The organism is Helicobacter sp. 12S02232-10, assembly GCF_002272895.1.
Lineage (GTDB): Bacteria > Campylobacterota > Campylobacteria > Campylobacterales > Helicobacteraceae > Helicobacter_J.
This window is the reverse complement of sequence record NZ_MLAQ01000015.1, coordinates 1-23,183: the sequence shown is the minus strand read 5'-3', so window position 1 is coordinate 23,183 and position 23,183 is coordinate 1. Positions and strand designations below refer to the sequence as shown.

Sequence of the window (23,183 nt, the reverse complement as noted above, 5' to 3'; positions counted from 1 at the left end):
GCCCCCCGAGTTTAAGCATACTCTAGAGATGGAGAATGAGAGGGGAGCGACTATGATTATAGCGTATGCATATATTTAGAGTATGCATATGGATAGCTTTATATTATTTAAATATAATTGTTAATTACATTTAAATAACATTATAAATATATTTCAAATTAATTAATATTATTAATTTAAATATGTTATGATTATGAATATAAATTATATTTAGTTAAATTTAGAGTGGGAGGGAGTATGTTAGACATAGTTTTATTAAATAACAATATTTTTAATGTTATTTCAAAACCAAGATGACTTCAAAAGATTTAAAGTTCAAGAAAGAATTTTAATCGCAGAAAATCAAAAAATAGCTCTAGAATTAACAGAAATGGCTAAAATTTTAAATCTAAAAGAAAAAGAGATAAAAGAAACTACTGAAAAATTAAAAGCCTTAGAAATTGATTTAAACTATCAAAAACAAGAAATTTAAAAAACAAAAGATAGATATTAAAATATTAAAGAATTTTACAGATTCTTTTGAAAAATTGGTTTGATAAAGAACAATAAAAGAACTTTGTCTTTGAAAACCTTTAAAAATATCGTTATTTACGTTATTCTGTAATTTCTTAATGATAACCTGTGCAGTTACGAGTGATAACCTGTGCAGTTACGAGTGATAACCTGTGCAGTTATTATTAAGCTGATTTTAAGTGAAAATTACTTTGAAATTTAATTTTTTTTAAGATTTGACAATAATTTGATTTTGTTATGATTTTTACTTATTTTTTTCTTAATCATAACTTGATTTTGTTATTATACGCAATATTTTAGATTTGGAGAAATTGAATGAATGAATCTGTTCGTGTTTTAGAGAAGAAGAATACTTTTCTTGATCCTATTACAGGTGAAGTAAAAATTGAGGAGCAATCAGTTCTTTTAAAGTCAAAGCGTAGAGAAAAATTTATGCTTGTTTATGTTGAAAATTTTTCTATGGTTGTGGATTTAAGAAAAAAAACTCAGGAAATTTTGGCGATGATTTTGGCAAATAAAGTTACCTATGGAACAAATGAAGTAGTTTTAGATTCTGTTTTTAGAAGTCGATTAGCAAATGAGTTAAATACTACCCGTCAAGTGATTAATAATTGTATTTCGGAGTTGGTCAATAAAAAAATTTTTCAGCGACAAAAACTTAAGGGGGGGTATCAATATCATTTAAATCCTTATTTGTTTGGACAAGGTGAATGGAATACGATTGAGCGTCAGCGTCAGCAATTTACTTTTGATTATGATTTTGTCAATTATAAAGCAAGCAAAGATATTAAAACGGTTACTCAATATGAAGGGCTGCCTAATGCTAAAGATATTCAAGTCTTAGCATTGGAAAAATATGAAAACGATAATGTAATGGTCGAACAAGCTTTAATTAAAGAAAGAGAGAGTAGTGAAGAGTTTGAAGCAGATAGTGATTCAAAGATAGATGTTTCTGATAATAAAATTATTGAAAATAACTCAGAACGATTAAGATTGGAGATTTTGAGAGAAGAGAATCGTGCAAAAGAACTTGAAATTGAAAGATTAAAAATTGAAATTGAAAATCTTAAACTCCATAAATCAGGAATTCAACAACAGGTTTTGCCTTTTGTATGAAATAATATGAAATAATGTTTCATATATGATGGTATAATAAAGCAATTTGTTTTTAATATAGGATAAATTAATACCATTTACAGTATTTGCGACTTGCTTTATTTTAATATTTTGGTTCGTTAATCGCAAACGATCTCACCGAGAGGTTGTAAATTTAATTGCCACAATTGGTATTTTTTAGTGTCTGGATGATTTTTATTTTTTTGCCTGATGTCCCTAAATCGTCAATATTTTTTCTTTTAGCTATACCATTTTTTTATTTTTTACCTCTGCTATTCGAGTAAAATGCTTTCTCCTGCATCATTTGGAAATTCAGGCGATACAATAGAATTATTGGAGTTTAGTTGCTTCTCGACAGGTAATTGAATTTTTTGCTCCACGAAAGCATATTAAGCCTAAAAGAATTGATGTAGAAATTAATGCACTTGAAAAAGTTTGGTATCATAAGTATAGTAATGATGCCATATTTTTAAGCGGTAATTTTTTTCTTGAGTATGAAAATTTGAAGATTACAAGGATTGAAAATATTGATGATTTTTGAGCGTCTTAAAAGAATTATTAAAGATAAGGAACTTTCTGTTAAATTTGATGAAGTGCTAATTCAAAATGATCATTGTGCAGAATATTTTTTATTGGATCTTTGGGAAATATATACTCAAGATATTAATATTGGAATAGGGAATTTAGCCGTGTTGGCTAAAGAGATATAGAAAAACAATTAATAGGAGCTTTGGATAATATTGATTTAAATAGTGTAAAGAGAAAAGGTGCAGTTCTTTTTTATTCTTATCTAGAATTTAAAAATAGAATTCCAATGTCTGAATTGTCTGAAAAAATTCAAGAAGAAGATGAGGATTTTTAATGAAGCAAAGAGAACTTTCTATCCATAAAGAAGTTCAAGAACTTAGCTATGCTCTTGAACGTGAAGGTTTGTTTGATTTGCTAATGAGTGATGAATTTTTGAAATTGTTAAGCTATTTATTCGGTTTCATAGAAATTGCTAGTTCTATTTTTGTTTATTTTAATTCTAATTTGATGAGTGTTTTAATTTACTTTACAATGATTCTCTTTTCAGCATTTCTTGCTTTGGGTCTATTTGTTGGAAAACGACCTAAAGAAGAAAATGATGGATTGATTAAGAATATTCCTGATAAAAAATATATGCTAAATCTTGGTTATGAGGTGCGAAAATTTTATGGAGATGCTGTAAAAAGTGGTTTTAGAGAAAATAAAATTCGTTTGCTTTTGCTTGACGCTGAAAAAATTAAAAGACACGGAGCTATTTTAGCTACTATTGGGGCTGGAAAATCAGTTTTGATGAAAAGGTTTAGTTGAACAAATTTTGATTTTAGGTGGGGGGGGGGTGCGTTAGTTATTTATGGAAAGGGAACGGCTGAATTTGCCAAAGAAATTTTTGGACTATCTTGTGCTTATGGGAGAGAAGATGATTTTGTTCATATAAATTTTTTGGATATGGATCATACACACACTATTAATCCGTTATTAAGTGGTGGTGTATTGGTATTGTATGAGATTTTAATTGCTTTATTGGAGGGTGAGGAAAATGAATGGAAAGCAAAACAAAAAGAATATATGACTTTATCAAAACTTGTCAGAGAGGCGTTGGATTATAGGGATTGTGCTTATAAATCAAATGCAATTGTAGATTTTATTCAATATGTTTCAAGTAGTATAGCCATTGATTATAAAGTTTTTTTATCGGACAGATCTGCAGAATTTGATCAAAAAGCTTTAAAACAGGCTGAAAATACTGATTTGCAGGGGGTATATGACGCTTCAATGGCAGCACAGGCGTGGCGTGGTATTATTACAAATTTAAAATCTGATTATGGTAGAGTATTTAATACTCAAACTCCTGATATTTCAATGTGGGAAGCTGTTCAAAGAAATAAAATTTTATTTGTAACGTTACCGACTATGGCGAGCGATACGACTCCAAAAGAACTTGGAAGATTAATTTTGGGGTTAATTAAGGGTGTTGCTGATGAAAAAGCCAGAAAGGCAAAAGAGCCTGATATTCCTTTCGTAGTTTTAGCCGATGAAGTGGGAAGTTATATTTGTGATGGTTTTGGTAGATTAATGAGTAAATCCCGCGCTCTTGGAATTGCAATGTGGTTAATTTTTCAATCATTTGCTCAGCTTGATGTTGTTGGTAAGCTTTTGAGCGGTCAATCTGCTGAAAGACAAGAAATTGCAAGTGTGATAGGCACTCACATTTTAATGAAGAATACTGATCCGGAGGCGACTAAATATTATCAGGACTTCGCTCTTAAAAAAGTTGTGATGGAAAAAAGCTATAGCGAAAGAAGGGATTATGCTAAGGGTCAAATTGGTCCGGAACAAAATTTTTCTTCAAAAGAAATTCCGGCATTTGAACATAGCGATATTGTCAAAATGAATAATGGGGAGATGATAGTTCTTAGCGATGGACAAATGTATAAGGCTATTGCTCAAGCAGAATCTTCTCTTTTAGAAAGTGGCAAGAAGATTACTTATGAAGGCAATCAAGTTACTAAACCTTTACCCATAAGTGAATATTTGTCTAAAAAAGATTTTTTTAAAATAATGAACGAATTTAAAAATAAGAGGGCGGTGTAATGGTTGAACAAGATACAAACATAGAATTTAAAAATTTTGAAGATATTGGAAAAGTTATTGTTTCGCTCCAAGATGATTTAGAATTGATTGCAGCACATATAGTAAAAATAAAAGATCAAATTTCGAAATTAGAATCCAAAGCAAATGTCAAACAACCTCAAAATATTAAAATTCAAGATCAAGATTTATATTATGAATATGTAAATCATTTGATAGAAGATGATTCAAAAGAACGAGAGCAAAGAATGAAAGAGGATATTTTGCAATCCCTCCGAGAATTATCAGCTCCCAAAAAGAAAAATATTCAAAAATATTTTAATATTTTTCTTTTTGCTATTGTGGCTTTGCTTATCTCAATCAAAGGAAATATTAATGCCTAAATTTAAAGCAACTCCTAATTTAAAGCTTTTACATAGAGAGTTATATAAAAATAAAAAAACTTTAAGAGATCAACCAAATGCAGGAAAAGAATTAAATATTTTTCCAGATTCTAACGATATGCTTTCTTCTAGAGCTTCAATTGCAGTTATTGCAGACATTATTAAGAGAATTTTACCTGAGAATCAATTTAAGAAATTGACAGATCAAATTAAACAAGAATCACTTAAGAATGAGAACTATAAAGAAATATTAAATATATTTGAAAAGGAACTTGTAGAAAAAAATTCAATTTCCAATACTCCCAAACAAAAGCCAAAAACTCAAAAATTAAGGGTAACTAAATGATCCAAGCAGCTAGAGGATCAAATTCTGATAGTTTTTTAAGAGAAGCTAAAGAAGCAATTTTAAGTTTTAATGACCCTCAAGTTGAGAATCTTTTTTCGCGTGCATTGATGAGTGTAGTTGAAAAAAGAAATGATCCGGAAAAAATTTATACGGGTGCAAAAGAAGCAAGAGAAAATATTTTAAGTTATTTAGAACAAAATGGAGTTACACAGACGGCAAATATTTGGGCAAGAAAAATAGAATTTGAGCGTAAGGCTATTGATTCTTTAAAGACTGAAATTCGAAATGCTTTAAAAGAAAGAAAGATTGAGGGCGTTGTAGAAATTCATTTGCAAGATAGAGAAATTAATTCTCCTCATATCCAGTTTGTTGGAAATGATGCACCTAAGGCTGAAAAAATTATCGCTGAAATTTTAGTTAAGCATAATTATGAAGATTCATTGGAGTCAGCTATAAGTAAAGGCACAAAGCCTGCTTATTTTGAATTGGAAAGCAAGTTTTTGCCCAGAAGACAAATTTTAAGTGATCGGTTGGCACAAGATGAGCGATATATCCAAGAACGAGAGCAAATACAACAACGACAACAAGAGAAAGAAAGACAAACAAAAGAGCTTTTTAAGGGCATATCAGAAAGAGCAAAAAGCTTTAGAGAGATATTGTTAAATCTTGACAAAACAGCTCATTTTTCTTCTGGTAAAGAAAGCAAAATTGAACAAATTAGAAAAATTAAGAGTATGCCTACAGAAGAACTTAAAGAAGCCTATTTTAAGAAAAGGAAACAAAGATGACATTATTTAATGACGATTATATTTTAGACCTTTGTATTCGTATGGCACACCATAGCACTGCAATTGAAGGAAATAAACTCACGCAAGCTCAAACTGCTTCAATCATTTTAAATAATTACATTCCCCAAGCAATGAATGAAAGAGAATTCTATGAAGTCAGGAATTATAAAGTATTAATGCCATTTTTGATGCAATGCCTCCAAGATAAAAAACCTTTGGAACAAAAATTGATTTGTGAATTTCACGGCATCGTTATGGAAAATCTTCTTTACAATAAAGGGCAGTTTAAAAAAACTCAAAATATGATCGTGGGAGCAGAGTTTGAAACCACCCAGCCTTATCAAACCCCTGTGGCAATCTATGAATGGTGTAAGAATCTTTATTTTAAATTTGACAATGCGACCAATGAAGATGAAAAACTAAAAGCTATTTTAGAGAGCCATATTCATTTTGAGCGTATCCACCCTTTTTCTGATGGGAATGGAAGGGTTGGCAGGCTTTTGATGATTTATTCTTGTTTGGAACAAAGCATTTTGCCCATAGTTATTCCCATAGATCAAAAAGACAGGTATATTTCAATCTTGCAGAATTTGGATATAGCAGATTTTATTGATCTTGCAAAAGATTTACAAGAAAATGAAAAAGAAAGAATGATGAGTTTCAAGAAACAAAATGTAATTAAAAGGAAACAAAGATGATTAAACTTCAACACTCCAAAGCAGATCTGAGCGAAATTCACATAACGAATTTATATCAAGTGCCGATTAAGACATTTGAAGAATATTGGACAGGTAGTTTAGAGGATTATAAGACTTATTGCAAGAACTATAGGCTTGATTATAATTGGAATGTTGATAATTTAGATCAGCTTCATAGCATAATAAGCGATTGCTTTAGCGGTTTTGAAAGGGCTATTAATAAAAATATCGGTCAGTTTCAATTTTTACTTCGATCAGCGATGAAACCTAGAAACTTGCCTCCGCTTGATACAAATGACTATATGAAACTTGAAATTGATTTGAGTATGGAAAGTGAAGAACAAAAACAAGAAATTATACAAAAATTTTTGAATTTAACGACTCGTTCTTTTGTAGATTTCAGACGCATAGAAGACGATAAATTAATCATTATCTATAATCGCAGAGGAATTGTTCCTGAAGAAGACCGCATTGCTATTGTCAAGGCAAAACCTGTTATTACATTGAAAGATAATTTTAAAGTATCTAAAGATAACAATTTTATTGTTTCTGGAATTTTAAAAGATATTGCAATTCCAAACACTGAATTTGTCTATACCTATAATACAGGCAGTGATGAAAAAGACTTGAAAGCAAACAGTAATGAAATTTTAGAAATTGCAAAATTTAGAAATCAAAAATTTCAGGAACAAAAACAAGAAAGTTTCAAACAGATAGAGATTTCAGAGATTGCAAAAAATGAGATAAAAAAAGAAAATCAACAAAACCGTCAGTCATTGCCTCTTGATTCAACTGATAACGAACTTCTTAAGGAAGGAACGACAATTATCAAAATGATGGATTCTATTGATACGACTTTGAGTGATTATGAGGCAAAAGAACTTGAAAAAATAAGGTTGCGTTTGACAAATGCACGTGAAATGGCTTTTGCGATTTATCAGGAACTTTGTTTAAAAATTAGAGATGGAATGGGTATTTTAGAAGCATTTAACATACTAAAGCAAAAATATCGAGAAGAACACGCTGTTAATATGGCTAGTGTCTATTTGGGAAAAGATCTTCAAGAAGTAGAGCTTAAAGAACGTGAAATCAGAAATTTAAGTGAAAAAATTGAGGATTTTCAAGAGGCTTTGAGACTTAAGGACATAGAGATTTCAAAACGAGAAGATTCACTTTACAACTTACGCTCTACCATCACTAATAAAGAAAATGAACTTCGTTTGCTAAAAGAAGAGAGCGAAAAAATAATTGATGATTTGCAAGCACAAACCAAAATTGCTATTCACGATTTGCAACAGGTTCATAAAGAAGAAAAAGAAGAATTTGAAGAGTCGCTTTTACAGTCTGATGAATTGATTGCGAGACAGGAAATGGAAATTAATTCTCTTAAAGATCAAGTTGAGCAAAATAAAAATTCCTTTAAGGCTTTAGAATCAAAATTGGATAATATTTCCAGTGAAAATAGAGATCTTTTTGCTGAAAATAAACAGATTAAGTCAGATTTGAGCAAAGAAAAGGAAAATTCAAAAAAACAAGAAGAAATGCTTGAACATATTAAATTATTAAACGAAAATTTAGTGGTTCAAAATAAAGGACTTTATAATGAAAATGCTTTATTAAATAAATCACTTGGGGAATTAAAAGAACTATTGGAAGATTTAAAATCTAAAAATAAAGAGCTTCAGGAGAACGTAGATAATTTACAAAAAGACTATAAAGAGCTAACGAACGGTATTTTTCAGGAAATCAAAGCGGAATTAAATAAGAATTCCAAATTGGGTGATGAAGCAGTGACAAGACAATCAAAAGTCAAAGAGATGCTAAAAGAAAATAAACAAAGGAGGCAATGATGGCAGAAAAGATTATATTTAACGAAATTCAAATAAATTTTATATCGATAGAATCAAGAGTTTTATTGAGGGTTTTAATTTGATCGAGATTCTCCATAGCAACTTTCACATCTTCGTTAAATTGCTTAATTTCCTCAAACGCCAAAGACACTTGTTGGAGCAATATGGGCGTGTCTGTACTTGCATTCAGTAATACAGAGGATAAAAGAACGGCGATAAGTGTTTTTTTCATCAGGCTATTTAAAATCTTTAAGCGTTTTCGAGTTTTTTTGCAATATAGACTAGAGTGCCAAATAATAATAAAATTCCGATTATTGGGAATATAATCATCTTACAAATCCTCCAATTCTTTGAGTTTTTTAAAATATACCCTTAAAAAAATCATTATAGCACAATAATTAATAACACAATACCAGCGATTATAATAACAAGTTTTATCATTTCAAGTTTTTGAAAATTTAAAAATAAAAAACCGATAATACCAAATATACCCACAATACAGGTAATAATAAACTTTTCAAGCAACCCGATTATGGATTTAACTCTGTCAATCTTAGCCATTCCAACCCTCAATAGATTTTTCTTTCTTCAATATTTTAGATACTATTTATCATAATAAATCTTCATAATTACTTAAAGGTATGCTTGCGGATCCTAGAGTAATATATTTGATCGGATTGACCGCGGATGTTTCCCTAGCGATTCTATAAAACTCTTTCTCTGTGATTACTCGGTCTTTAAAGGCAAATCTGACAACATAATCTTTGCCATCACTAAATTTAAGTCTTTTTGTTTCGACATCAACTTCAATATAAAGCCCACCTTTTGCCAGATATTTATTTCCTACTTTATCGCTTTTAATGAATAATTGAAAATCGCCATATTTTGTAAAAGAATAAAATTAGAAGTAATTTTTGATCACTGATTGTTTATTTAAGATAAATTTTTATTTATTATATTATAATAATATAAAATAATATTTATTATATATTTTAATTAAGAATATTCGAGCTGTAAGAGTGTTTGATGCTTTAAATCGATTAGATTTTGGTATGATTTAATTGAGGTTATGCCAAGAGAGCCATTTGAATACAAATTCATTAATCAATTTTTCTCTTAAAAGAATGTGAATTTAGAAAATAGCGAGACAAAGAAATGTAAATCTAGCACTCAAATTAATTGGACAAATCCGCCTTAGACAATGCGGATTTACAAAATCGGTATTAGTTCCTTTGCGATTTTGCGTAATTCGTTTTTCATATCCGCAGTTTGGATAATCACTAGATTAAGTCCAGCTTTTTCATACTCCCTTAATGTCGCAGCAATTGTTTCTGCCGTGCCGATTAAATTTGGTCTAAGCCCGCGATTACTAACCGAATAATCTCGTTTGCTAATTTCTACATCAAGCTCACTATTACTCGTAAAGTCGCTATATGAGTTTTTATAATTCACTTCATTTTTTATATTTGTGATGCGTTTTAATTCCGCTTGTGCTTCCTCCTCCGTATTGCGTAAGATGACATACGCTGCCATACCGAATGCTTTAAGTGGTGTCCTCCCTAGCCTTTTTCGCCGTTCTTTCATATCTGCTATTTTTTCACGCACTTCTTCTATACTTCCGCCGTGCATTAAATAAATATCCGCAAATTGAGCAATAGACTCTCTTCCTTTTTCACTTTCCCCTCCTGCGTAAATCAGAGGCATAGTTTGTGGCTTGGGCTCATTATAAGATTCACTAAATTCAAAAAATTTGCCCTTATGATTTACAGGACTTTCACTCCAAAACTTCCGCAAAACTTCTGTATATTCTTGCATTAATCCATATCTATCATCATGTCCATCAAAGTCTATCCCATACTGCCGTGCCTCCTCTTGCCACCATGCAGAAACTAGATTTACCGAGAATCTATTTTTAGAGATATGCGCGATAGTGGTGATTTTTTTAGCAGTTATAGCAAGTTTGTGATACTGCGGGCGGAGTGCTGCGAGGATTTCGATTTTAGAAGTTATCGCGGCTAGTGCGTTTGCCACCGCCCACGCATCAAGTGCTGGTGCAACTTGACCTTTAATGTCATTTAGATATAGCTCTGGCACAAGCGTAAGTGTGAATCCACCAGCCTCTGCTTCTAATGCTAAATTTTTTATATAATCCCAATCCACAGGCACAGGGTCATTATCCACATTTCTAAGCCAACTACCAAATACAGGTGTCCAATAAGCAAATTTCATTTTACCTTCTTTAAATTATTTAAATACGCTACAACTGCATCCGCCGCGTTTGAATTTAGGCTAGATTCAATTGTTGGGTTATAGTTTGTGTTTGTGTTAATGTCATATACGACAACTTCATCGCTTTTTGTAACAAAAAACTCCACACCAGCGATTTTTATGTTGTTTTCTTTTAAAAATCGCATTAGGATTTTGATGATGGGCGTATCTTTTGTAATGTCTAAGCAAAGTGAAAATTTATGCGATGCACTTATATCACACGTCGCGGCTGCTAGATTTTGCTTTGCTTTTGAATCTATTTTGCACGCCTCTGCAGGACAAAGCTCAAAAGATTCATCGCTTGTATCAACGCGAACGGCGTAAAAAAACTCTCCACCGATAAACTCCGCCCTGGTGATAAAGGGTGCTTTTGTTTCTATAAACTCTTGTAAAAGTGTAATGCTATCAGCAGATTCTTCAAATCTAGCAGAATCTACATAGGCGTTAAATTCTGCTATGGATTCAAACTTTCTAACACCTAGCCCTTTGCCGCCTTGATTATGCTTTGTGATAAAGGGGAGATTCATATTTTTGGCATTTGCTTTTAGTGAATCTTTACCAAAACACGCAATCGTTTTAGGCGTTTTAATCCCAGTCTTTTTTAATGCTAGATTTTGTAAAACTTTACTAACTTCTAGCTCTAAGACATTCGAGCCATTGACCACTATACGATTATTAGTTTCTAGCCATGCTAAAACTGCTCGTCCAAATTCCTTGCTAAATGCATGATTTCGAGTATGTGATGAAGCAGAAAGCCTAGACCAAAATACACCATCTGGTGGAAGTGAATCTAGACCTATAAACCCAGCATCTAAATACATTTCTTTATAAGTAATCCCAGCTTTTTTAAACGCCCTATCAAATGGAGGGATCCATTCTTTATTTTCATGGATTATATAAATACTAGATGACATATGTAAGCTCCTTTTCTTGTGGGTTAATTACATTGCGATTTGTACCATTGGTATCATCTATAGTGCTTAACTCTCCTCCTACGCGATATTTTGCACCTATATGAGTAGAATCTAGCCTATTGCCCTTGCCAAAAAGTTTATTTCTTAAACTACCTTCTTTATATGCCTGCTTATATCGTCCTCTTTTTTGAAGCTCTGGCACGATAAATCGTATAACATCTTGTATAGTCCCAGGAGTCGTTGCATAAGCTAAATTAAATCCATTCGCTCCACTAGAATCTATTAAATCAATTACCTCATCAGCCACTTTTTTAGCCCCCCCTATAAATTTAAGCCCTTGGCAGCCTATGCCGCTAAATTTAATTAAATCCCTTAGTGTCCATACCTTACCAGATTCTAGTTTTGAGTATTTTAGCGCTTCTAGTTGTGCTTGAATCGCATTTGATTTAATGTTAGTTAGTGGCTCATCAAGTTTAAATTTACTTAAATCCACACCCAACCAGCCAGAATTGATAACTAACGCTCCCTCTGCACTTGAATACGTAAGCAAGTCGTTATATTTAGCCTCTGCTAATTTGTCGTTTTCATCGGTGATAATTGTCGCTAGGATATAGATTTTTATAGAATCTTGACTTCGTCCTATTTTTGTTACTTCATTGCGGATTTGCTTTACTGCAATTTTTGCATACTCTTTTGTAGGCGGGGCGATAAAGACTGCTTCTGCGTGTTTAGCGCTAAAAGCTATACCGCGAGGTGAGTTTCCTGCTTGAAATAAAACAGGAGTGCGTTGAATGCTAGGCTCGCATAAATGAATTCCCGGTACAGAGTAATACTTACCAAAATGCCCTATGTGATGGATTTTAGATGGATTTGCAAAATCACCATTTACCCTATTTAGCACCACCGCATCATCCTCCCAACTACCCTCTAAAAGCTTGTATAACACTACTAAATATTCATCTGCTTGATCATATCGCTCATCATGTGGGAGCTCTTTCATACCCATATTGCGATTTGCCGAAGGTAAATATCCCGTTACAATATTCCAACCTACGCGCCCCTTTGTTAGATGATCTAGTGTAGATAAGCGTCTAGCAAAAGGAAAGGGATGCTCAAAGGGCACACCAGCGGATATGCCAAAGCCTAAGTGTTTAGTCACAGACGCACCGATTATAGCTAGCTGTAATGGGTCATTTACAGGCACCTGTAAAGCCGTCTTTAATGCACCTTTATCATTATTTACATATTGTTCATACACGCCTAGCACATCTGCTATAAAAATGGCATCAAAAAGTCCCTCTTCTGCGATTTTTGAAATGTTTTGCCAATACTCTATATCCTTATATTTTAATGCCTCATCATTTGGGTATCGCCAAAGTCCTGGGCTTAAATGCGATATACAATTCATTTCAAAGGCATTGAAACTTATTTGTTTCATTAACTTTTCCTTTAACTATTAACTATCTAAAGCTCGTTTTAAATCTGCTATTAAATCCTCGCTAGATTCAAGTCCTACGCTTATACGCACTAGTTTGATAAATCGGTGCGTTTAACGCGCTTTGATTGTTTTTAGATCCATTTTGCACGGCATAAGTGTTTTGTGTCATTGATTCTCCTTTTGATTTGAATCAGTTTTAGCTTGGGTTTAATTGTTGTATAGACTTCTAAGCGTTTTATTTAGTTTTCATTTTAATTGATAAAAAAAAGAAACAAGATGCTTAGAAGTAAAAATTAGCAACAACATATAGCAGAAGAATGAGAATTTAAAAATATGTCATTAAAAACTATCGTTGTCATAACTACTCCTTTCGTAAGACTTAAAAGTCGCGAATTTATTCATAATCAGAAATACCTTAAAAACAAAGATTTTGGTATGAGTCTTTAGGCGTTTGCAATTTTTTTAATGATATATAAAACTATACCAAAAAAAGATAAAATTGCCACAAAAGCACCAAACACAGTTAAAAATCTTCTAATTTTTCTTTTGAGTTTTTTAAAATATACTCTAGTTGTTATCACAACTATGATGATATCTAAAATTATTGCACTAGTTACAATAAGAAAATTAATTAAATCAAAATAAAACTAGCTTATTAAATTAATCAATATGGCAATTAATCCTAAAATTAAACTTCTAAAGAAACGTTATTAGCTCTTTTAAGCGGGTCGTCTAGAGTGTGAACGTTTTATAAAAACGCAGACGCACGAAGCTAGTAATAAAGGCGATAGCTTTCAAAATTCAAATGGGATTCTTTGCTTTAAAAACTAAACAAATCCGCCTAAAACTAGAAAATTTGATGGCTGAAAAAGCCATGTTTAAGGGAGCAGTACTAATTTACTTAACAATCTGTGTGCCCACTATCAAAAATCATAAATTGAAATCTTTGGGCAATCATTTCTGCTCTTTTCATGATCTGCATTTTTGGGTCAGGTTCGAAAATAGATTCTAAACTTGCGTCAAAAAGCTCTAACCATCGTGTAAAAAAGTTACGTGGAAAAGGTGGAAGGTCAATATGAACTTTCATCGGTTGCCCTTTATAATCTCCTGTGCCCAAAAGCATTCCATACCAAAAGTTAGCAATTTTTATTTTATGTGCTTTCCATTCCTCATCGCTTACGCCGACACGTGAATTAAATAAAGCTCCTAAGCCAGTGTTATCAATTCGGATTTTTGCATAAAAAATATCCATCAATTTATCAATGGACTCTGTATTGATTTGCTTATATTTCATCGTTAATTCCTTTAAATTATAAATATTTAAACAAAAATTATAATAAAAAAAGCTAATATTATCAAGTTACCGAACAGTTTTCAATGAATTTATCTTGATTATCCATATTTAATACTATATATTTAACTTACTATTTTCTTTATAATAGTCTTTGGCTTTTTATATAAGTATATATTCACTAAAAATAAATAATCTAAGCTATATATTTTCTTGATTTATCCATATATGATTAATATTTAATAAAATCATTAATATATGTTTAGTAATACGGAAAAAGAACAATAATAAGTGTTTTTTTGATCAGTTATTAATTCTTTAAGCGTTTTCGATTTTTTTAGTAATATAAACAAGAGTGCCAAATAATAATAAAATCCTGATTATCGGGAATACAATCATCTTACAAGTCCTCTAAATGGCTTTTAAAGTTTTCCAAGTTGAGAAACTAACATCCAGCCTAAAACTCCAAACGCTATGACAACGAAGATGCCTGCAAAAATTACCATCTTACAAATCCTCCAATTCTTTGAGTTTTTTAAAATAGACTCTGATTAAAAAAAATAATATCACAAGAGTTATCAAAATTCCAATTATCGTAATTCCGATTTGAAAATAAGTTAACTTGTAAATATTAATCACGATATATGAGATCATTCCAAATAACGCTATTATGAATGCTAATAGAATTTTTTCTAAAAGACTGATTATAGATTTAACTCTGTCAATTTTAACCATTCCAACTCCTCATATTTTCTTCAAACATTTCTAAAACTGCAATTATGCAAGAAGGATGTGTAAGAGCCGGAGAAATGCTTGGGGATGCATTGGGATATTCTGCATATTTTATTCTACCTGGAGCGGGTAGTTTGTATAAATTTTTTTCAGATATGTTGAATTTTAAAGATGGGATTGCCTCTGTTGCATTGAATACATTAGGGTTAGGGGCATTTTCAAAGGTTGCAAATATTGGAGGACCTGTTGTGTCGTTTGCTGCGACAGTTTTCATTTATGAAAAATTATTAGAATATGTGCCTTTAATAATTACAACAGTCATTGGTGCTTTAGTTTTTGTTTATTATATTTTACAGCTGGCAAAATATTACTACATCAGCCCATTTGTGGTTGTATTCTCTCTTACAACAAGAAATACGCATAAAATAGCAGAATTTTTAGTCACGGGCATAACTATTTTTTGCAACCTGTTTTAATAGTTCTATTTATTTTTCTATCCCTTTTTATCTATTCTTTGATAAACGATATTTTTATAAATTTTTCCATTATCCAATTCAAATTATTAAATCAACTGAATAATGAATTCATTACGGGGATTATTTTAGGAATTGTAAAGACATTGCTTCAGATCATTGGTTCTATCGGTTCGGCTTACGCAATGTATAAATTGATTGTTTCAGGTCCTTCTTGGGTAATGAGGATAGTCGGCATTGAAGATAAGGGCGGACCTATAACAGATGCCTTGACTCAAAAATTAGAAAGATATTCATTCCAACTATACAGATTCTAGTGGGAATGCATTAAATAATAAAATGCTTGTTTTGAAAAATATTTATACTTTGGGAGGCGGTAGTGGGATTTTCGGCTTCATAGTCGGGCAAAATGGCGTAGATGTCTTAAAATCAGAAAAGATTATTGCTATTAGCGGTAGCGGGGTAAATTCTTACGGGATTTTAAATTCTGTCGATAAGAAAATCTTTGCTTCTGTTATAGATGCTTCCGGAACAATTGCATCTGGTATTTATAATCAGGGGGAAATTCAAAATGACAATAATTCCGATCTGATTATTGCAGGGAGTGGTAGCGGAATCGGAATTGAAAATTTAGGAACGATTGCTGTAACAGGAGGAAAAACTTTATTTGTTGGATCGGAAAATTCCAATGGAATCGCTATTTTAAATAATGGAGCTAAAGCTTTTATTCAAACTGAAAATTTGAATTTGAGTGCTAATGCTTCAAATATTTGGATAATTCAAAATGTAGCAAATGCTACCATCAATGCAACAGAAATCATTCTGAATGGAGGCAATACAATTAAAAATGATGGGGGTAATATTAACACTTCAAAATTAGTTCTTAATGGAGTTAGCAATATAGATGGAAATATCAATCTGGATATTTCTAAAGAATCTTTTTTAGAGTTTAACAATTTAAATTTTGACAGGTGGAATTTCAATCCAAAAGCTTCTTATTTAAGGGTTGCAAATGGAACTATTGCCTTAAATTCGAATACAGATGTGTTAGTTAATTTTGATATGACTAAAAAACAACTTCTATCTAGCAATCTTACTTATAACACTCCTTATTTGCTAGCTAGCGGGATTATCGACAATCGAACAGATAAGGATAAAAATATTTTAAATAGCTTTGTGGTGGATGGAATTTCTTACTCTGATTTTTTTGCACGTGCAAAAGTAAGCGGAAATGATTTGAATTTAATTTTCCAATCGCCCGCTAAAGAGTTTTCTCCAGATCTTTCAAATAACGCTTTTGAGAATGCAATCAATGGGCTTGTGGTGCAAATGAATAAAAAGAATATAGATAAAGTTGGACACATAGTTTTTGATTATGGGCAACAAGATATCTTGCGGGTAATGAATGAGGTTAGAAATAATAATAAAAATGGAGATAAAATCTTATCTTCGATGATTGAGGCAAATAATTTTCAAAATATAGCCATTGAAGCTGGAATTATGCAGGCATTGGGGACATTAAATCAAGAGGGTCAGAATGTTCTTGATTATTCAATTTTAAATCGTATTGTAGATCAAACAGATAGGACTTTATCCGCAGCAATCAGTAATTCTGTAACCGTTCCTTTAAGGATTTCTCAATATACAAATGAGCAAATTCAAAATAGGATTAATTCCTTGCTTTTGAGTAGATTTTCGTATTCGATTTTGCTTCAAGACAAGGTTAGTGATATAAGCTTAGAGCAGCTTATAAGGGCTATGAGGCAAATTCGTGGAAATACTCTTTGGACAAATATCGGAGGTGCTTATTATCGAGGAACTAACGATAATAATTTAGCTTTGGGAAATGTCAGTATCGGTTATGATAGGAGTTTTAATTTAAATGATGAATCTTCTTTGATTATCGGAGGAATTTTTAATTATGGTTATGGGCATTATCAACAGGATTTTCTCAAAGAAAAAACAAATTCTTTTACTTTTGGGGGCTATTTTCAATATTCTATTTTTAAGAATGAATTTCAAGGAGCTGTTTCTGAGACTTGGATGCTGAATAATGGGGAAGATAATATTAATATTAATAACCCTGTTATAGGGATTGTTGATCAGACTTATAAAGATAATAATACTTCTTTTGATGTAAATTTTTACTATAAATATCGCATAAATATTGCTTACAATCAGAGAATAAAGCCTTTGGCATTATTGAGTTATACACTTGTTTCGATGCCTCGACAAAAAACAAGTCTTTTTGATATTCAAAAAGCTCAAAATAATATTTTAGGGTTAGGTATCGGTGCTGAATATATTATAAATACAAAACAAACTTCGCACAATATTCAATTTTTAGCTAAATATAACGTTACAAACACAATGACATCTAGAGCAATTGCCTTTAGCGGTTCGGATACTTATATTGATTATGATTTAAATTTAGCTCGAGAGTGGTTTCGTATAGGTTATACAGGCACGCTCAATCTTAGAGAAAATTTGAGTTTGAATTTGTCTGCAATTGTTGATGTGAGCAATCAGATTGATTTTGGTGCAATGGGTAACTTAGGGGTTAAGTGGGTATTTTGAATGATGAATCAAGAAAAAATAAATATACACGACGTTTTATATAAAAATCAGTTTAGATTAAAATTAGGCATTAAGCCTTTATTGCTGTCTAGGGCATCTTTTATTCTTTTTGCATTTGCCTATTTTCTTTTTGATGGAATAAATTTTTTGCTTACTTATTCAGTTTCAATGCTTTTATATTATAAATTTTTTTACTCTCTTACTCGCGATGGGTATCAATATGATGTTTTTGGGTATTTGATTTTTATTATGTTTATCAAAAAAATCAGAGAAAAAAGGCGTAAGAAATAATGTTGAAAGTATTCTTATTGATGATTTTTTTATATTCTTGTTATGCAGATTGTGAGAGTTGCAATAATATTTCTAGCGTTGATAATATTGTTAAAGCAGAACAAAGAGCATATGAGAATCAAACTCAAAAAATAATTAATTTAGAAAATTTGGGAGGAAATTATTTGCTCGATATTTTGGGCGTAGTTTTTGAATTGGACAGGGAAATAAGATTGATAAATATTAATCAGCAAATAGAATTGATTTTGGAGGGAGAAAAATGAAAAAAATATTAGTAATTTTTATATTAGGAATATCGATTTGTTTTGGAAATTGCATTGATAATGGGATTATGAAGAAAACAGCTTCAAACTCAAAATCAATTTATAGGGCTTCTGATAAGGTTTTATCAAATATTACCCTATTGGTAAAAACTAATATGGAAAATTCTAAAAAATACAATCAAGACGCATTAAGACATCTTTTAAATATACAGAATTTAGAATCACACAATGCGATCAATGCTCAAAAGATATTTTTTAACACAAAAATGATCAATAAGCTTGAAAGTGTGCTGATTGACAATAAAGCTGAAAGCTTAAATTTTCAAATAAATAAAGAGCTTGAGGAGATTTTAAGATGAAAAAAATAGTATTGTGGATGATTGTTTTTGTCAGCGTTCTGAATGCTTTTATTTGCTCCTCTTCAATAGAAGATGGAGGACCTAGTCAGCTGGAAATAATAGAAACACAGGCGGAAGCACAATTGGATATAGTGGATGCGAGCTGGGAATTAATTAAAAAAATCAGCGAAACCATTAAAAATCAATCTGAACAAAAACAGCAGTATTTGCAAAATATTGAAAATTTAACCAAAGAAAATGCAATCAAAGAACAAAAAATTGAGTTTGAATTCGAACGTTATCAAAAACTTTTAGGTGTTAGCAATGATACTCAATCAAGCATAAGCAAGTAAAACAAATCAATATGCTATAATCTACAAGAATAAAAGAAACTTTTATACAAAGGAATAAAAATGAATCTTGCAATGAAAAATACACAGCCTGTCAGACAATATACTTATGATGAAATTCTTGAAGCTGCAGAAAGAACCAATCCAAGACTGCAATTACTCAAAGAAGGGTATGACGCTATTTATTATGATGAAGCAATATCTGATAAGTGTATATTAAACAAACCTGATGGGAAGTGCTATCTCATCAAACCTGACAGCAAATCAATGAAAAATGAAATCTTAAGGGAATTAACCCCCGAAGAATATGCTAAAGTTGATTTAGTCAAAGGGAGAGACTATTGAAGCCTTATCTGATTATCCTTACAGGCACAAACGGCGTAGGCAAATCTACGTTTGGCTCTAATCTTCAAAAAGATTTAAAAATTCCTTTTATCGATCTTGATATGTTTTATAAACAAAAATTTGGTGCTTACAGGCAATACACCCAAGAAGAGATTATTGAAGCTTCAAGAGAATTAGATATATTACGACAAGGTTATTTTCAAAATCATCAAAGCTTTGTGATGGAACGCATTATCCAAACACCTCAATCAGTAGAAAAACTGCTTCAAAGGGCAAAGAATTACGGCTTTAGCACTTCATTGTTTTATATTGGTGCGGAAAATCCGATTGAAGCCTCTGAAAGTCGTATAAATGACAGAGTAACTAAAGGATTACACTTTGTGGATGCTGACACTATTAAAAACAATCTTAAAGATGTAACCGACACTTTTAAAATCATTGCTCCTAAATTTGATAATATTGTTATTTATGACAATTCCAAAAATTATGAAACTGCTAAACGGGTGCTTGACATCAGAAATCAAGAAATCTATTTGGCAAAAGAACTCCCTAGATTTGCCCAAGAATTAATAAAAGACACATTTATTGAAGAGAAATTAAAGGCTAAACAACAATCTTTTGTCAGAAAAAACAGATGAAAAAGATTTTATTGCTTTTATGTGTCTTTGCAAGCTTTGGCTTTGCCTGTTTTTGCACTGTTGATATTATGCAAGGTTTTGCCAGTTTCAGAGATTATATCACCAACGATATGCTTATCCCTCAAAGAAAAAATACAGATAGTTTGCAGGCTTCTATTAAACAAAGTAAAGAAGCTTTAGAAAAACAAAATGCAGCAATTGAAAAACTTATTGAAATAGAAAAGAGAAAGGCTTTGGAATATTCTCAAATGGTTTTTTTGCTTACTCAAAAAAGGAAAATGTTAGAATAAGAGATTATGTTAATTTGATTCCAATTGTAATCGTTAAATTCTTTTATCGCTCTGCCTTGCAATCTTTTAAGCAACGTTTTGTATATTCCAGCTCCCCATACGTCAGATCTAGCTCTTCAGTCAAATCATTCATCACTAAAAAAGCAACCATTATTTTTTTGTCAATTTCCTCGACAGCAAAATCAAAAAGAGTTTTTTTATTAAAACACTCTTTTAACTCTTCTATTGGTAGATTATCATATCTTGCAATTAATTCATTTGCAAGATTTTGTGCTTTTGTCATTCTTGCTTCTTTCTATTTTCTCAATTAAATAAAGCTTTCAAGCCGTTCAATGCGTTAATAATTCTTTTATTATTTTCATCTTGATTCCTTTAATCCAATTCCAAACATTGTAATTTTAAGAGGGCATCAAAAACAATATAAATTAATTGATTCGTTACACTCACCCCTTCAAAAGTCAAAGGTTCTGCAACTGCACCATTGTTTAAATCTTCAATCGAATTATAATATCCGGCATTCATTGTATGGGCTTTTATCGGCACATTGCAATACCCTTTACCCTCAACGAACATCCATATTTTATCCCAATTGATTTTTACAAAATAATTGTATTCTTCTTCTTCACTATAAGAGCCTTTCATATAAATTGAATAATCAGGATTTTTTTTCTGATAAGGTAACCCTAATTTTCCATATATAGGAGTTCCTTCAGGAAGAAGTATTTTTTTTCCAGAAGTCGTTTTGACATAGACATCTGTAATCATCAATGATGTGGTTTCTTCTCCTTTCTGTTGAGGGCTGTAATACATTTCAAGTCCTCTGTCACCAAAATAAGCAAATGCAACCCCGTTGGGATAGTCTTTTTTCAGGTAGTCAGAAACCTTTTTGGCTTCGGGTATTTCTTTTTTAAAATTATCAGATAATTTAAATGGCTTATCACTGGGATACCAAATATAAAAACATAAAATCCCAACCCCGATAATACAAATTCCAAAGATTAATTTTTTCATCCCTCAAACACACCTTTTTCTCTTAATAATTCTCTGATAAAAGCAGATCCTGAAGCGATGTTATTCTTATCAAGATAATTGTTGAACTTAATATAATCTTCTTCAGCTAAGCTCAAAGAAAAACTTCGATAGGTTTTTCTTTCTCTAAATCTGGATCTTTCATTTCTTCCGATAGTCTGTATCGCTCCTGTTTCAACTACTTCCGCTTTGCTTGTGATAGCATCTAAAGCTTGAGGATTCAATCTTTTGCTGCTCATTCTTTATCCTTGAGTTTGATTTATATTTATAATTATAATATATTTAAATTAACAATATTAAGTAATTTACAATAACAATAATAGTCTAAATTAGATTTATTGTTTAAAACTTTCTATCTCTTCGCACATCGCTCTCATTTCTTTTTTTGCAGAAATATCAGAAGAATCTTTGCTTTTGGATTCAAAAACGCTTTTTCCTGATGAGGGAGAGTATTTGTATAAAGTTCTGTCTCTGATAATGGAATTCATAAATTTAAAATGCTTGGTATTGCTCAATTGTTCCAGAATTGGAGAAAAATTTTTAACATTGGGATTGATTCGATTCAACAATAGATGTGCATTTATTTTATGTGTTGCGTCAAACTTTTGGAGTTCTTTTTCCATATCTTCAATCATTTTGTCAAAATCAAGCAGTCGCATTATGTCAAAAGGAGCATCGCTTGAGGGTGTAATAATAATATCGCTCATTGAAATAGCTATTCGATTAAAAGCTGAATCAAAACCCCCGCTGTCAATGACAATATTTTTATTCTGACTGGCATTTAAAAAGTCTTTCATATCGCTGATATTTTTAAAAGTTTCAATTTCAAAAGTTTGCATTCCTTCAATACTTCTTATTTTATTGGCATTGCTGATTGTATGCTGACCATCAAGATCTAGAGCTATAAATTCAATCTTTTGCTCTTGGAGATAGGTTAGGTAATTCAAGCAGATTGTAGATTTACCTACGCCTCCTTTGGGGTGTGAAAATGTAATTGTCATAGCTGAGCCTTTATTTTTTTTCGTAAGTCATTCCTTGAACGCCACCTTTGGCTTCAATCTTTTTAAAACTCACATCATAATTTTGAACAATGCCCTTATTATTAAATAAAATCACTAAATCCTTTTCTTCTCCATCAATTGAATTATTAAATAAATTAAAAATTGGAATATGGTTTTCTGGGTTGTCGGAAGTGGTTACATATTGATAAAACCATTTTTCACCTCCATTGCTCAACAAATCTTTTAAAGTTGGTTCTCCATAAATTTTGAAAATTTGATCTTTAGTTGTTTTTCCTTTAACAATTGTTTTTTGAACCTCTTCTTTAGTTTTTTCTTTTAAAACCATATTTCCTGATTCTGTTACTGCACAACCTGCAAATAAAATTCCTGCCATTAGCAGATAAGTTAATGTCCTCATTTTTATCCTTTAATTTAAATGAATAATCATAACATATTTAAATTAACAATATTAATTAATTTGAAATATATTTATAATGTTATTTAAATGTAATTGTTAATTATATTTAAATAACACAAAACTATCCGTATGCATACTCTAAATATATGCATACGCTATAATCATAGTCGCTCCCCTCTCATTCTCCATCTCTAGAGTATGCTTAAGCTCGGGGGGC

Annotated in this window: 31 protein-coding genes; 20 read left to right on the top strand and 11 right to left on the bottom strand. The window is 31.3% G+C overall.

Features of this window, described 5'->3' with window-relative positions; genetic code table 11:
• The first annotated feature begins 274 nt into the window (after window positions 1-274).
• From BKH41_RS08960 to BKH41_RS08915, 11 genes are all read left to right on the top strand, one after another.
• Window positions 275-472, top strand: coding sequence for a hypothetical protein (locus BKH41_RS08960; protein WP_095299221.1), 198 nt, complete (start codon window positions 275-277; stop codon window positions 470-472).
• Window positions 473-828: 356 nt separating this feature from the next.
• Window positions 829-1,629: a hypothetical protein gene (locus BKH41_RS08955; RefSeq protein WP_095299219.1), complete on the top strand. Its 801-nt coding sequence runs from the start codon at window positions 829-831 to the stop codon at window positions 1,627-1,629.
• 527 nt (window positions 1,630-2,156) lie between these two features.
• On the top strand, window positions 2,157-2,339 hold the full coding sequence (locus BKH41_RS08950) for a hypothetical protein (protein ID WP_143428727.1): 183 nt from the start codon (window positions 2,157-2,159) through the stop codon (window positions 2,337-2,339).
• Between the two features lie 20 nt (window positions 2,340-2,359).
• Window positions 2,360-2,491: a hypothetical protein gene (locus tag BKH41_RS10165; protein ID WP_257875453.1), complete on the top strand. Its 132-nt coding sequence runs from the start codon at window positions 2,360-2,362 to the stop codon at window positions 2,489-2,491.
• Window positions 2,491-2,964, top strand: coding sequence for a hypothetical protein (locus BKH41_RS08945; protein ID WP_095299214.1), 474 nt, complete (start codon window positions 2,491-2,493; stop codon window positions 2,962-2,964). Before BKH41_RS10165 ends, BKH41_RS08945 begins: the two co-directional genes overlap by 1 nt.
• A 138-nt stretch (window positions 2,965-3,102) precedes the next feature.
• Window positions 3,103-4,248 carry a TraM recognition domain-containing protein gene (locus tag BKH41_RS08940; RefSeq protein WP_095299213.1) on the top strand — a complete coding sequence of 382 codons (1,146 nt, stop codon included), beginning with the start codon at window positions 3,103-3,105 and terminating at the stop codon, window positions 4,246-4,248.
• On the top strand, window positions 4,248-4,628 hold the full coding sequence (locus tag BKH41_RS08935) for a hypothetical protein (RefSeq protein ID WP_095299212.1): 381 nt from the start codon (window positions 4,248-4,250) through the stop codon (window positions 4,626-4,628). Before BKH41_RS08940 ends, BKH41_RS08935 begins: the two co-directional genes overlap by 1 nt.
• Window positions 4,621-4,974: a hypothetical protein gene (locus tag BKH41_RS08930; RefSeq protein WP_095299211.1), complete on the top strand. Its 354-nt coding sequence runs from the start codon at window positions 4,621-4,623 to the stop codon at window positions 4,972-4,974. Before BKH41_RS08935 ends, BKH41_RS08930 begins: the two co-directional genes overlap by 8 nt.
• Window positions 4,971-5,762 (top strand): hypothetical protein, encoded by a 792-nt coding sequence (locus tag BKH41_RS08925; protein ID WP_095299210.1) that lies wholly within the window; start codon window positions 4,971-4,973, stop codon window positions 5,760-5,762. The genes BKH41_RS08930 and BKH41_RS08925 overlap by 4 nt, the downstream gene beginning before the upstream one ends.
• Window positions 5,759-6,460, top strand: coding sequence for a Fic family protein (locus tag BKH41_RS08920; protein ID WP_095299209.1), 702 nt, complete (start codon window positions 5,759-5,761; stop codon window positions 6,458-6,460). Before BKH41_RS08925 ends, BKH41_RS08920 begins: the two co-directional genes overlap by 4 nt.
• Entirely contained in the window at window positions 6,457-8,310 is a 1,854-nt protein-coding gene (locus BKH41_RS08915) for a hypothetical protein (RefSeq protein WP_095299208.1), read from the top strand. The genes BKH41_RS08920 and BKH41_RS08915 overlap by 4 nt, the downstream gene beginning before the upstream one ends.
• A gap of 28 nt (window positions 8,311-8,338) precedes the next feature.
• Here BKH41_RS08915 and BKH41_RS08910 read toward each other — a convergent pair whose 3' ends face one another.
• From BKH41_RS08910 to BKH41_RS08885, 6 genes are all read right to left on the bottom strand, one after another.
• On the bottom strand, window positions 8,339-8,542 hold the full coding sequence (locus BKH41_RS08910; RefSeq protein WP_095299207.1) for a hypothetical protein: 204 nt from the start codon (window positions 8,540-8,542) through the stop codon (window positions 8,339-8,341).
• Between the two features lie 152 nt (window positions 8,543-8,694).
• Entirely contained in the window at window positions 8,695-8,871 is a 177-nt protein-coding gene (locus BKH41_RS09870; protein WP_180762801.1) for a hypothetical protein, read from the bottom strand.
• 648 nt (window positions 8,872-9,519) lie between these two features.
• On the bottom strand, window positions 9,520-10,539 hold the full coding sequence (locus tag BKH41_RS08905) for an LLM class flavin-dependent oxidoreductase (RefSeq protein ID WP_095299206.1): 1,020 nt from the start codon (window positions 10,537-10,539) through the stop codon (window positions 9,520-9,522).
• Window positions 10,536-11,492: an alpha-L-glutamate ligase gene (locus BKH41_RS08900; protein ID WP_095299204.1), complete on the bottom strand. Its 957-nt coding sequence runs from the start codon at window positions 11,490-11,492 to the stop codon at window positions 10,536-10,538. The genes BKH41_RS08905 and BKH41_RS08900 overlap by 4 nt, the downstream gene beginning before the upstream one ends.
• A complete protein-coding gene (locus BKH41_RS08895) occupies window positions 11,482-12,930 on the bottom strand; it encodes an LLM class flavin-dependent oxidoreductase (protein WP_095299202.1) in 1,449 nt (482 codons plus the stop codon). The genes BKH41_RS08900 and BKH41_RS08895 overlap by 11 nt, the downstream gene beginning before the upstream one ends.
• A 901-nt stretch (window positions 12,931-13,831) precedes the next feature.
• On the bottom strand, window positions 13,832-14,224 hold the full coding sequence (locus BKH41_RS08885; RefSeq protein ID WP_095299198.1) for a group III truncated hemoglobin: 393 nt from the start codon (window positions 14,222-14,224) through the stop codon (window positions 13,832-13,834).
• 776 nt (window positions 14,225-15,000) lie between these two features.
• Between BKH41_RS08885 and BKH41_RS08875 the strand changes: the two genes are divergently transcribed.
• The 9 genes from BKH41_RS08875 (at window position 15,001) to BKH41_RS08830 (ending at window position 20,518) form a co-directional block, all read left to right on the top strand.
• Window positions 15,001-15,429 (top strand): hypothetical protein, encoded by a 429-nt coding sequence (locus BKH41_RS08875; RefSeq protein WP_143428726.1) that lies wholly within the window; start codon window positions 15,001-15,003, stop codon window positions 15,427-15,429.
• A 143-nt stretch (window positions 15,430-15,572) separates the two neighbouring features.
• A complete protein-coding gene (locus BKH41_RS09865) occupies window positions 15,573-15,743 on the top strand; it encodes a hypothetical protein (protein WP_180762800.1) in 171 nt (56 codons plus the stop codon).
• A 22-nt stretch (window positions 15,744-15,765) separates the two neighbouring features.
• The gene (locus BKH41_RS08865) at window positions 15,766-18,003 is read left to right on the top strand and encodes an autotransporter outer membrane beta-barrel domain-containing protein (protein WP_095299190.1); all 2,238 of its coding nucleotides are present in this window, start codon (window positions 15,766-15,768) and stop codon (window positions 18,001-18,003) included.
• A 290-nt stretch (window positions 18,004-18,293) separates the two neighbouring features.
• Window positions 18,294-18,557 (top strand): hypothetical protein, encoded by a 264-nt coding sequence (locus BKH41_RS08855; protein WP_095299183.1) that lies wholly within the window; start codon window positions 18,294-18,296, stop codon window positions 18,555-18,557.
• Window positions 18,554-18,916, top strand: a complete 363-nt coding sequence (locus tag BKH41_RS08850; protein WP_095299181.1) for a hypothetical protein — start codon at window positions 18,554-18,556, stop codon at window positions 18,914-18,916. Before BKH41_RS08855 ends, BKH41_RS08850 begins: the two co-directional genes overlap by 4 nt.
• Window positions 18,913-19,248 carry a hypothetical protein gene (locus BKH41_RS08845; protein WP_095299179.1) on the top strand — a complete coding sequence of 112 codons (336 nt, stop codon included), beginning with the start codon at window positions 18,913-18,915 and terminating at the stop codon, window positions 19,246-19,248. The genes BKH41_RS08850 and BKH41_RS08845 overlap by 4 nt, the downstream gene beginning before the upstream one ends.
• A 60-nt stretch (window positions 19,249-19,308) precedes the next feature.
• Entirely contained in the window at window positions 19,309-19,590 is a 282-nt protein-coding gene (locus tag BKH41_RS08840) for a hypothetical protein (protein WP_095299177.1), read from the top strand.
• Window positions 19,587-20,228, top strand: a complete 642-nt coding sequence (locus BKH41_RS08835; RefSeq protein ID WP_095299175.1) for a zeta toxin family protein — start codon at window positions 19,587-19,589, stop codon at window positions 20,226-20,228. Before BKH41_RS08840 ends, BKH41_RS08835 begins: the two co-directional genes overlap by 4 nt.
• Window positions 20,225-20,518, top strand: a complete 294-nt coding sequence (locus BKH41_RS08830) for a hypothetical protein (RefSeq protein ID WP_095299174.1) — start codon at window positions 20,225-20,227, stop codon at window positions 20,516-20,518. The genes BKH41_RS08835 and BKH41_RS08830 overlap by 4 nt, the downstream gene beginning before the upstream one ends.
• Before the next feature lie 43 nt (window positions 20,519-20,561).
• Here BKH41_RS08830 and BKH41_RS08825 read toward each other — a convergent pair whose 3' ends face one another.
• From BKH41_RS08825 to bamE, 5 genes are all read right to left on the bottom strand, one after another.
• Entirely contained in the window at window positions 20,562-20,801 is a 240-nt protein-coding gene (locus BKH41_RS08825) for a hypothetical protein (RefSeq protein WP_095299172.1), read from the bottom strand.
• A gap of 89 nt (window positions 20,802-20,890) precedes the next feature.
• Complete coding sequence (locus BKH41_RS08820) at window positions 20,891-21,529, bottom strand: hypothetical protein (RefSeq protein ID WP_095299167.1); 639 nt, start codon at window positions 21,527-21,529, stop codon at window positions 20,891-20,893.
• Entirely contained in the window at window positions 21,526-21,786 is a 261-nt protein-coding gene (locus BKH41_RS08815) for a hypothetical protein (protein WP_095299164.1), read from the bottom strand. The genes BKH41_RS08820 and BKH41_RS08815 overlap by 4 nt, the downstream gene beginning before the upstream one ends.
• Before the next feature lie 96 nt (window positions 21,787-21,882).
• Complete coding sequence (locus tag BKH41_RS08810; RefSeq protein ID WP_095299135.1) at window positions 21,883-22,548, bottom strand: ParA family protein; 666 nt, start codon at window positions 22,546-22,548, stop codon at window positions 21,883-21,885.
• Between the two features lie 10 nt (window positions 22,549-22,558).
• Window positions 22,559-22,966 carry an outer membrane protein assembly factor BamE gene (gene bamE, locus BKH41_RS08805; RefSeq protein WP_095299133.1) on the bottom strand — a complete coding sequence of 136 codons (408 nt, stop codon included), beginning with the start codon at window positions 22,964-22,966 and terminating at the stop codon, window positions 22,559-22,561.
• Window positions 22,967-23,183: the final 217 nt, after the last annotated feature.

Excerpts from the sequence above, each read along its gene's own strand:
- BKH41_RS08810 (WP_095299135.1), bottom strand. The coding sequence starts at position 22,548 with ATGACAATTACATTTTCACACCCCAAAGGAGGCGTAGGTAAATCTACA.
- BKH41_RS08915 (WP_095299208.1), top strand. The coding sequence starts at position 6,457 with ATGATTAAACTTCAACACTCCAAAGCAGATCTGAGCGAAATTCACATA.
- BKH41_RS08850 (WP_095299181.1), top strand. The coding sequence starts at position 18,554 with ATGAAAAAAATATTAGTAATTTTTATATTAGGAATATCGATTTGTTTT.
- BKH41_RS08905 (WP_095299206.1), bottom strand. The coding sequence starts at position 10,539 with ATGAAATTTGCTTATTGGACACCTGTATTTGGTAGTTGGCTTAGAAAT.
- BKH41_RS08855 (WP_095299183.1), top strand. The coding sequence starts at position 18,294 with ATGTTGAAAGTATTCTTATTGATGATTTTTTTATATTCTTGTTATGCA.
- BKH41_RS08865 (WP_095299190.1), top strand. The coding sequence starts at position 15,766 with ATGCTTGTTTTGAAAAATATTTATACTTTGGGAGGCGGTAGTGGGATT.
- BKH41_RS08845 (WP_095299179.1), top strand. The coding sequence starts at position 18,913 with ATGAAAAAAATAGTATTGTGGATGATTGTTTTTGTCAGCGTTCTGAAT.
- BKH41_RS08960 (WP_095299221.1), top strand. The coding sequence starts at position 275 with ATGTTATTTCAAAACCAAGATGACTTCAAAAGATTTAAAGTTCAAGAA.
- BKH41_RS08875 (WP_143428726.1), top strand. The coding sequence starts at position 15,001 with ATGCAAGAAGGATGTGTAAGAGCCGGAGAAATGCTTGGGGATGCATTG.
- BKH41_RS08815 (WP_095299164.1), bottom strand. The coding sequence starts at position 21,786 with ATGAGCAGCAAAAGATTGAATCCTCAAGCTTTAGATGCTATCACAAGC.
- BKH41_RS08840 (WP_095299177.1), top strand. The coding sequence starts at position 19,309 with ATGAATCTTGCAATGAAAAATACACAGCCTGTCAGACAATATACTTAT.
- BKH41_RS09870 (WP_180762801.1), bottom strand. The coding sequence starts at position 8,871 with ATGGCTAAGATTGACAGAGTTAAATCCATAATCGGGTTGCTTGAAAAG.
- BKH41_RS08920 (WP_095299209.1), top strand. The coding sequence starts at position 5,759 with ATGACATTATTTAATGACGATTATATTTTAGACCTTTGTATTCGTATG.
- BKH41_RS08820 (WP_095299167.1), bottom strand. The coding sequence starts at position 21,529 with ATGAAAAAATTAATCTTTGGAATTTGTATTATCGGGGTTGGGATTTTA.
- BKH41_RS08900 (WP_095299204.1), bottom strand. The coding sequence starts at position 11,492 with ATGTCATCTAGTATTTATATAATCCATGAAAATAAAGAATGGATCCCT.
- BKH41_RS08825 (WP_095299172.1), bottom strand. The coding sequence starts at position 20,801 with ATGACAAAAGCACAAAATCTTGCAAATGAATTAATTGCAAGATATGAT.
- BKH41_RS08830 (WP_095299174.1), top strand. The coding sequence starts at position 20,225 with ATGAAAAAGATTTTATTGCTTTTATGTGTCTTTGCAAGCTTTGGCTTT.
- BKH41_RS08935 (WP_095299212.1), top strand. The coding sequence starts at position 4,248 with ATGGTTGAACAAGATACAAACATAGAATTTAAAAATTTTGAAGATATT.
- BKH41_RS08940 (WP_095299213.1), top strand. The coding sequence starts at position 3,103 with ATGGATCATACACACACTATTAATCCGTTATTAAGTGGTGGTGTATTG.
- BKH41_RS08930 (WP_095299211.1), top strand. The coding sequence starts at position 4,621 with ATGCCTAAATTTAAAGCAACTCCTAATTTAAAGCTTTTACATAGAGAG.
- BKH41_RS08925 (WP_095299210.1), top strand. The coding sequence starts at position 4,971 with ATGATCCAAGCAGCTAGAGGATCAAATTCTGATAGTTTTTTAAGAGAA.
- BKH41_RS08885 (WP_095299198.1), bottom strand. The coding sequence starts at position 14,224 with ATGAAATATAAGCAAATCAATACAGAGTCCATTGATAAATTGATGGAT.
- bamE (WP_095299133.1), bottom strand. The coding sequence starts at position 22,966 with ATGAGGACATTAACTTATCTGCTAATGGCAGGAATTTTATTTGCAGGT.
- BKH41_RS08895 (WP_095299202.1), bottom strand. The coding sequence starts at position 12,930 with ATGAAACAAATAAGTTTCAATGCCTTTGAAATGAATTGTATATCGCAT.
- BKH41_RS08945 (WP_095299214.1), top strand. The coding sequence starts at position 2,491 with ATGAAGCAAAGAGAACTTTCTATCCATAAAGAAGTTCAAGAACTTAGC.
- BKH41_RS08910 (WP_095299207.1), bottom strand. The coding sequence starts at position 8,542 with ATGAAAAAAACACTTATCGCCGTTCTTTTATCCTCTGTATTACTGAAT.
- BKH41_RS08955 (WP_095299219.1), top strand. The coding sequence starts at position 829 with ATGAATGAATCTGTTCGTGTTTTAGAGAAGAAGAATACTTTTCTTGAT.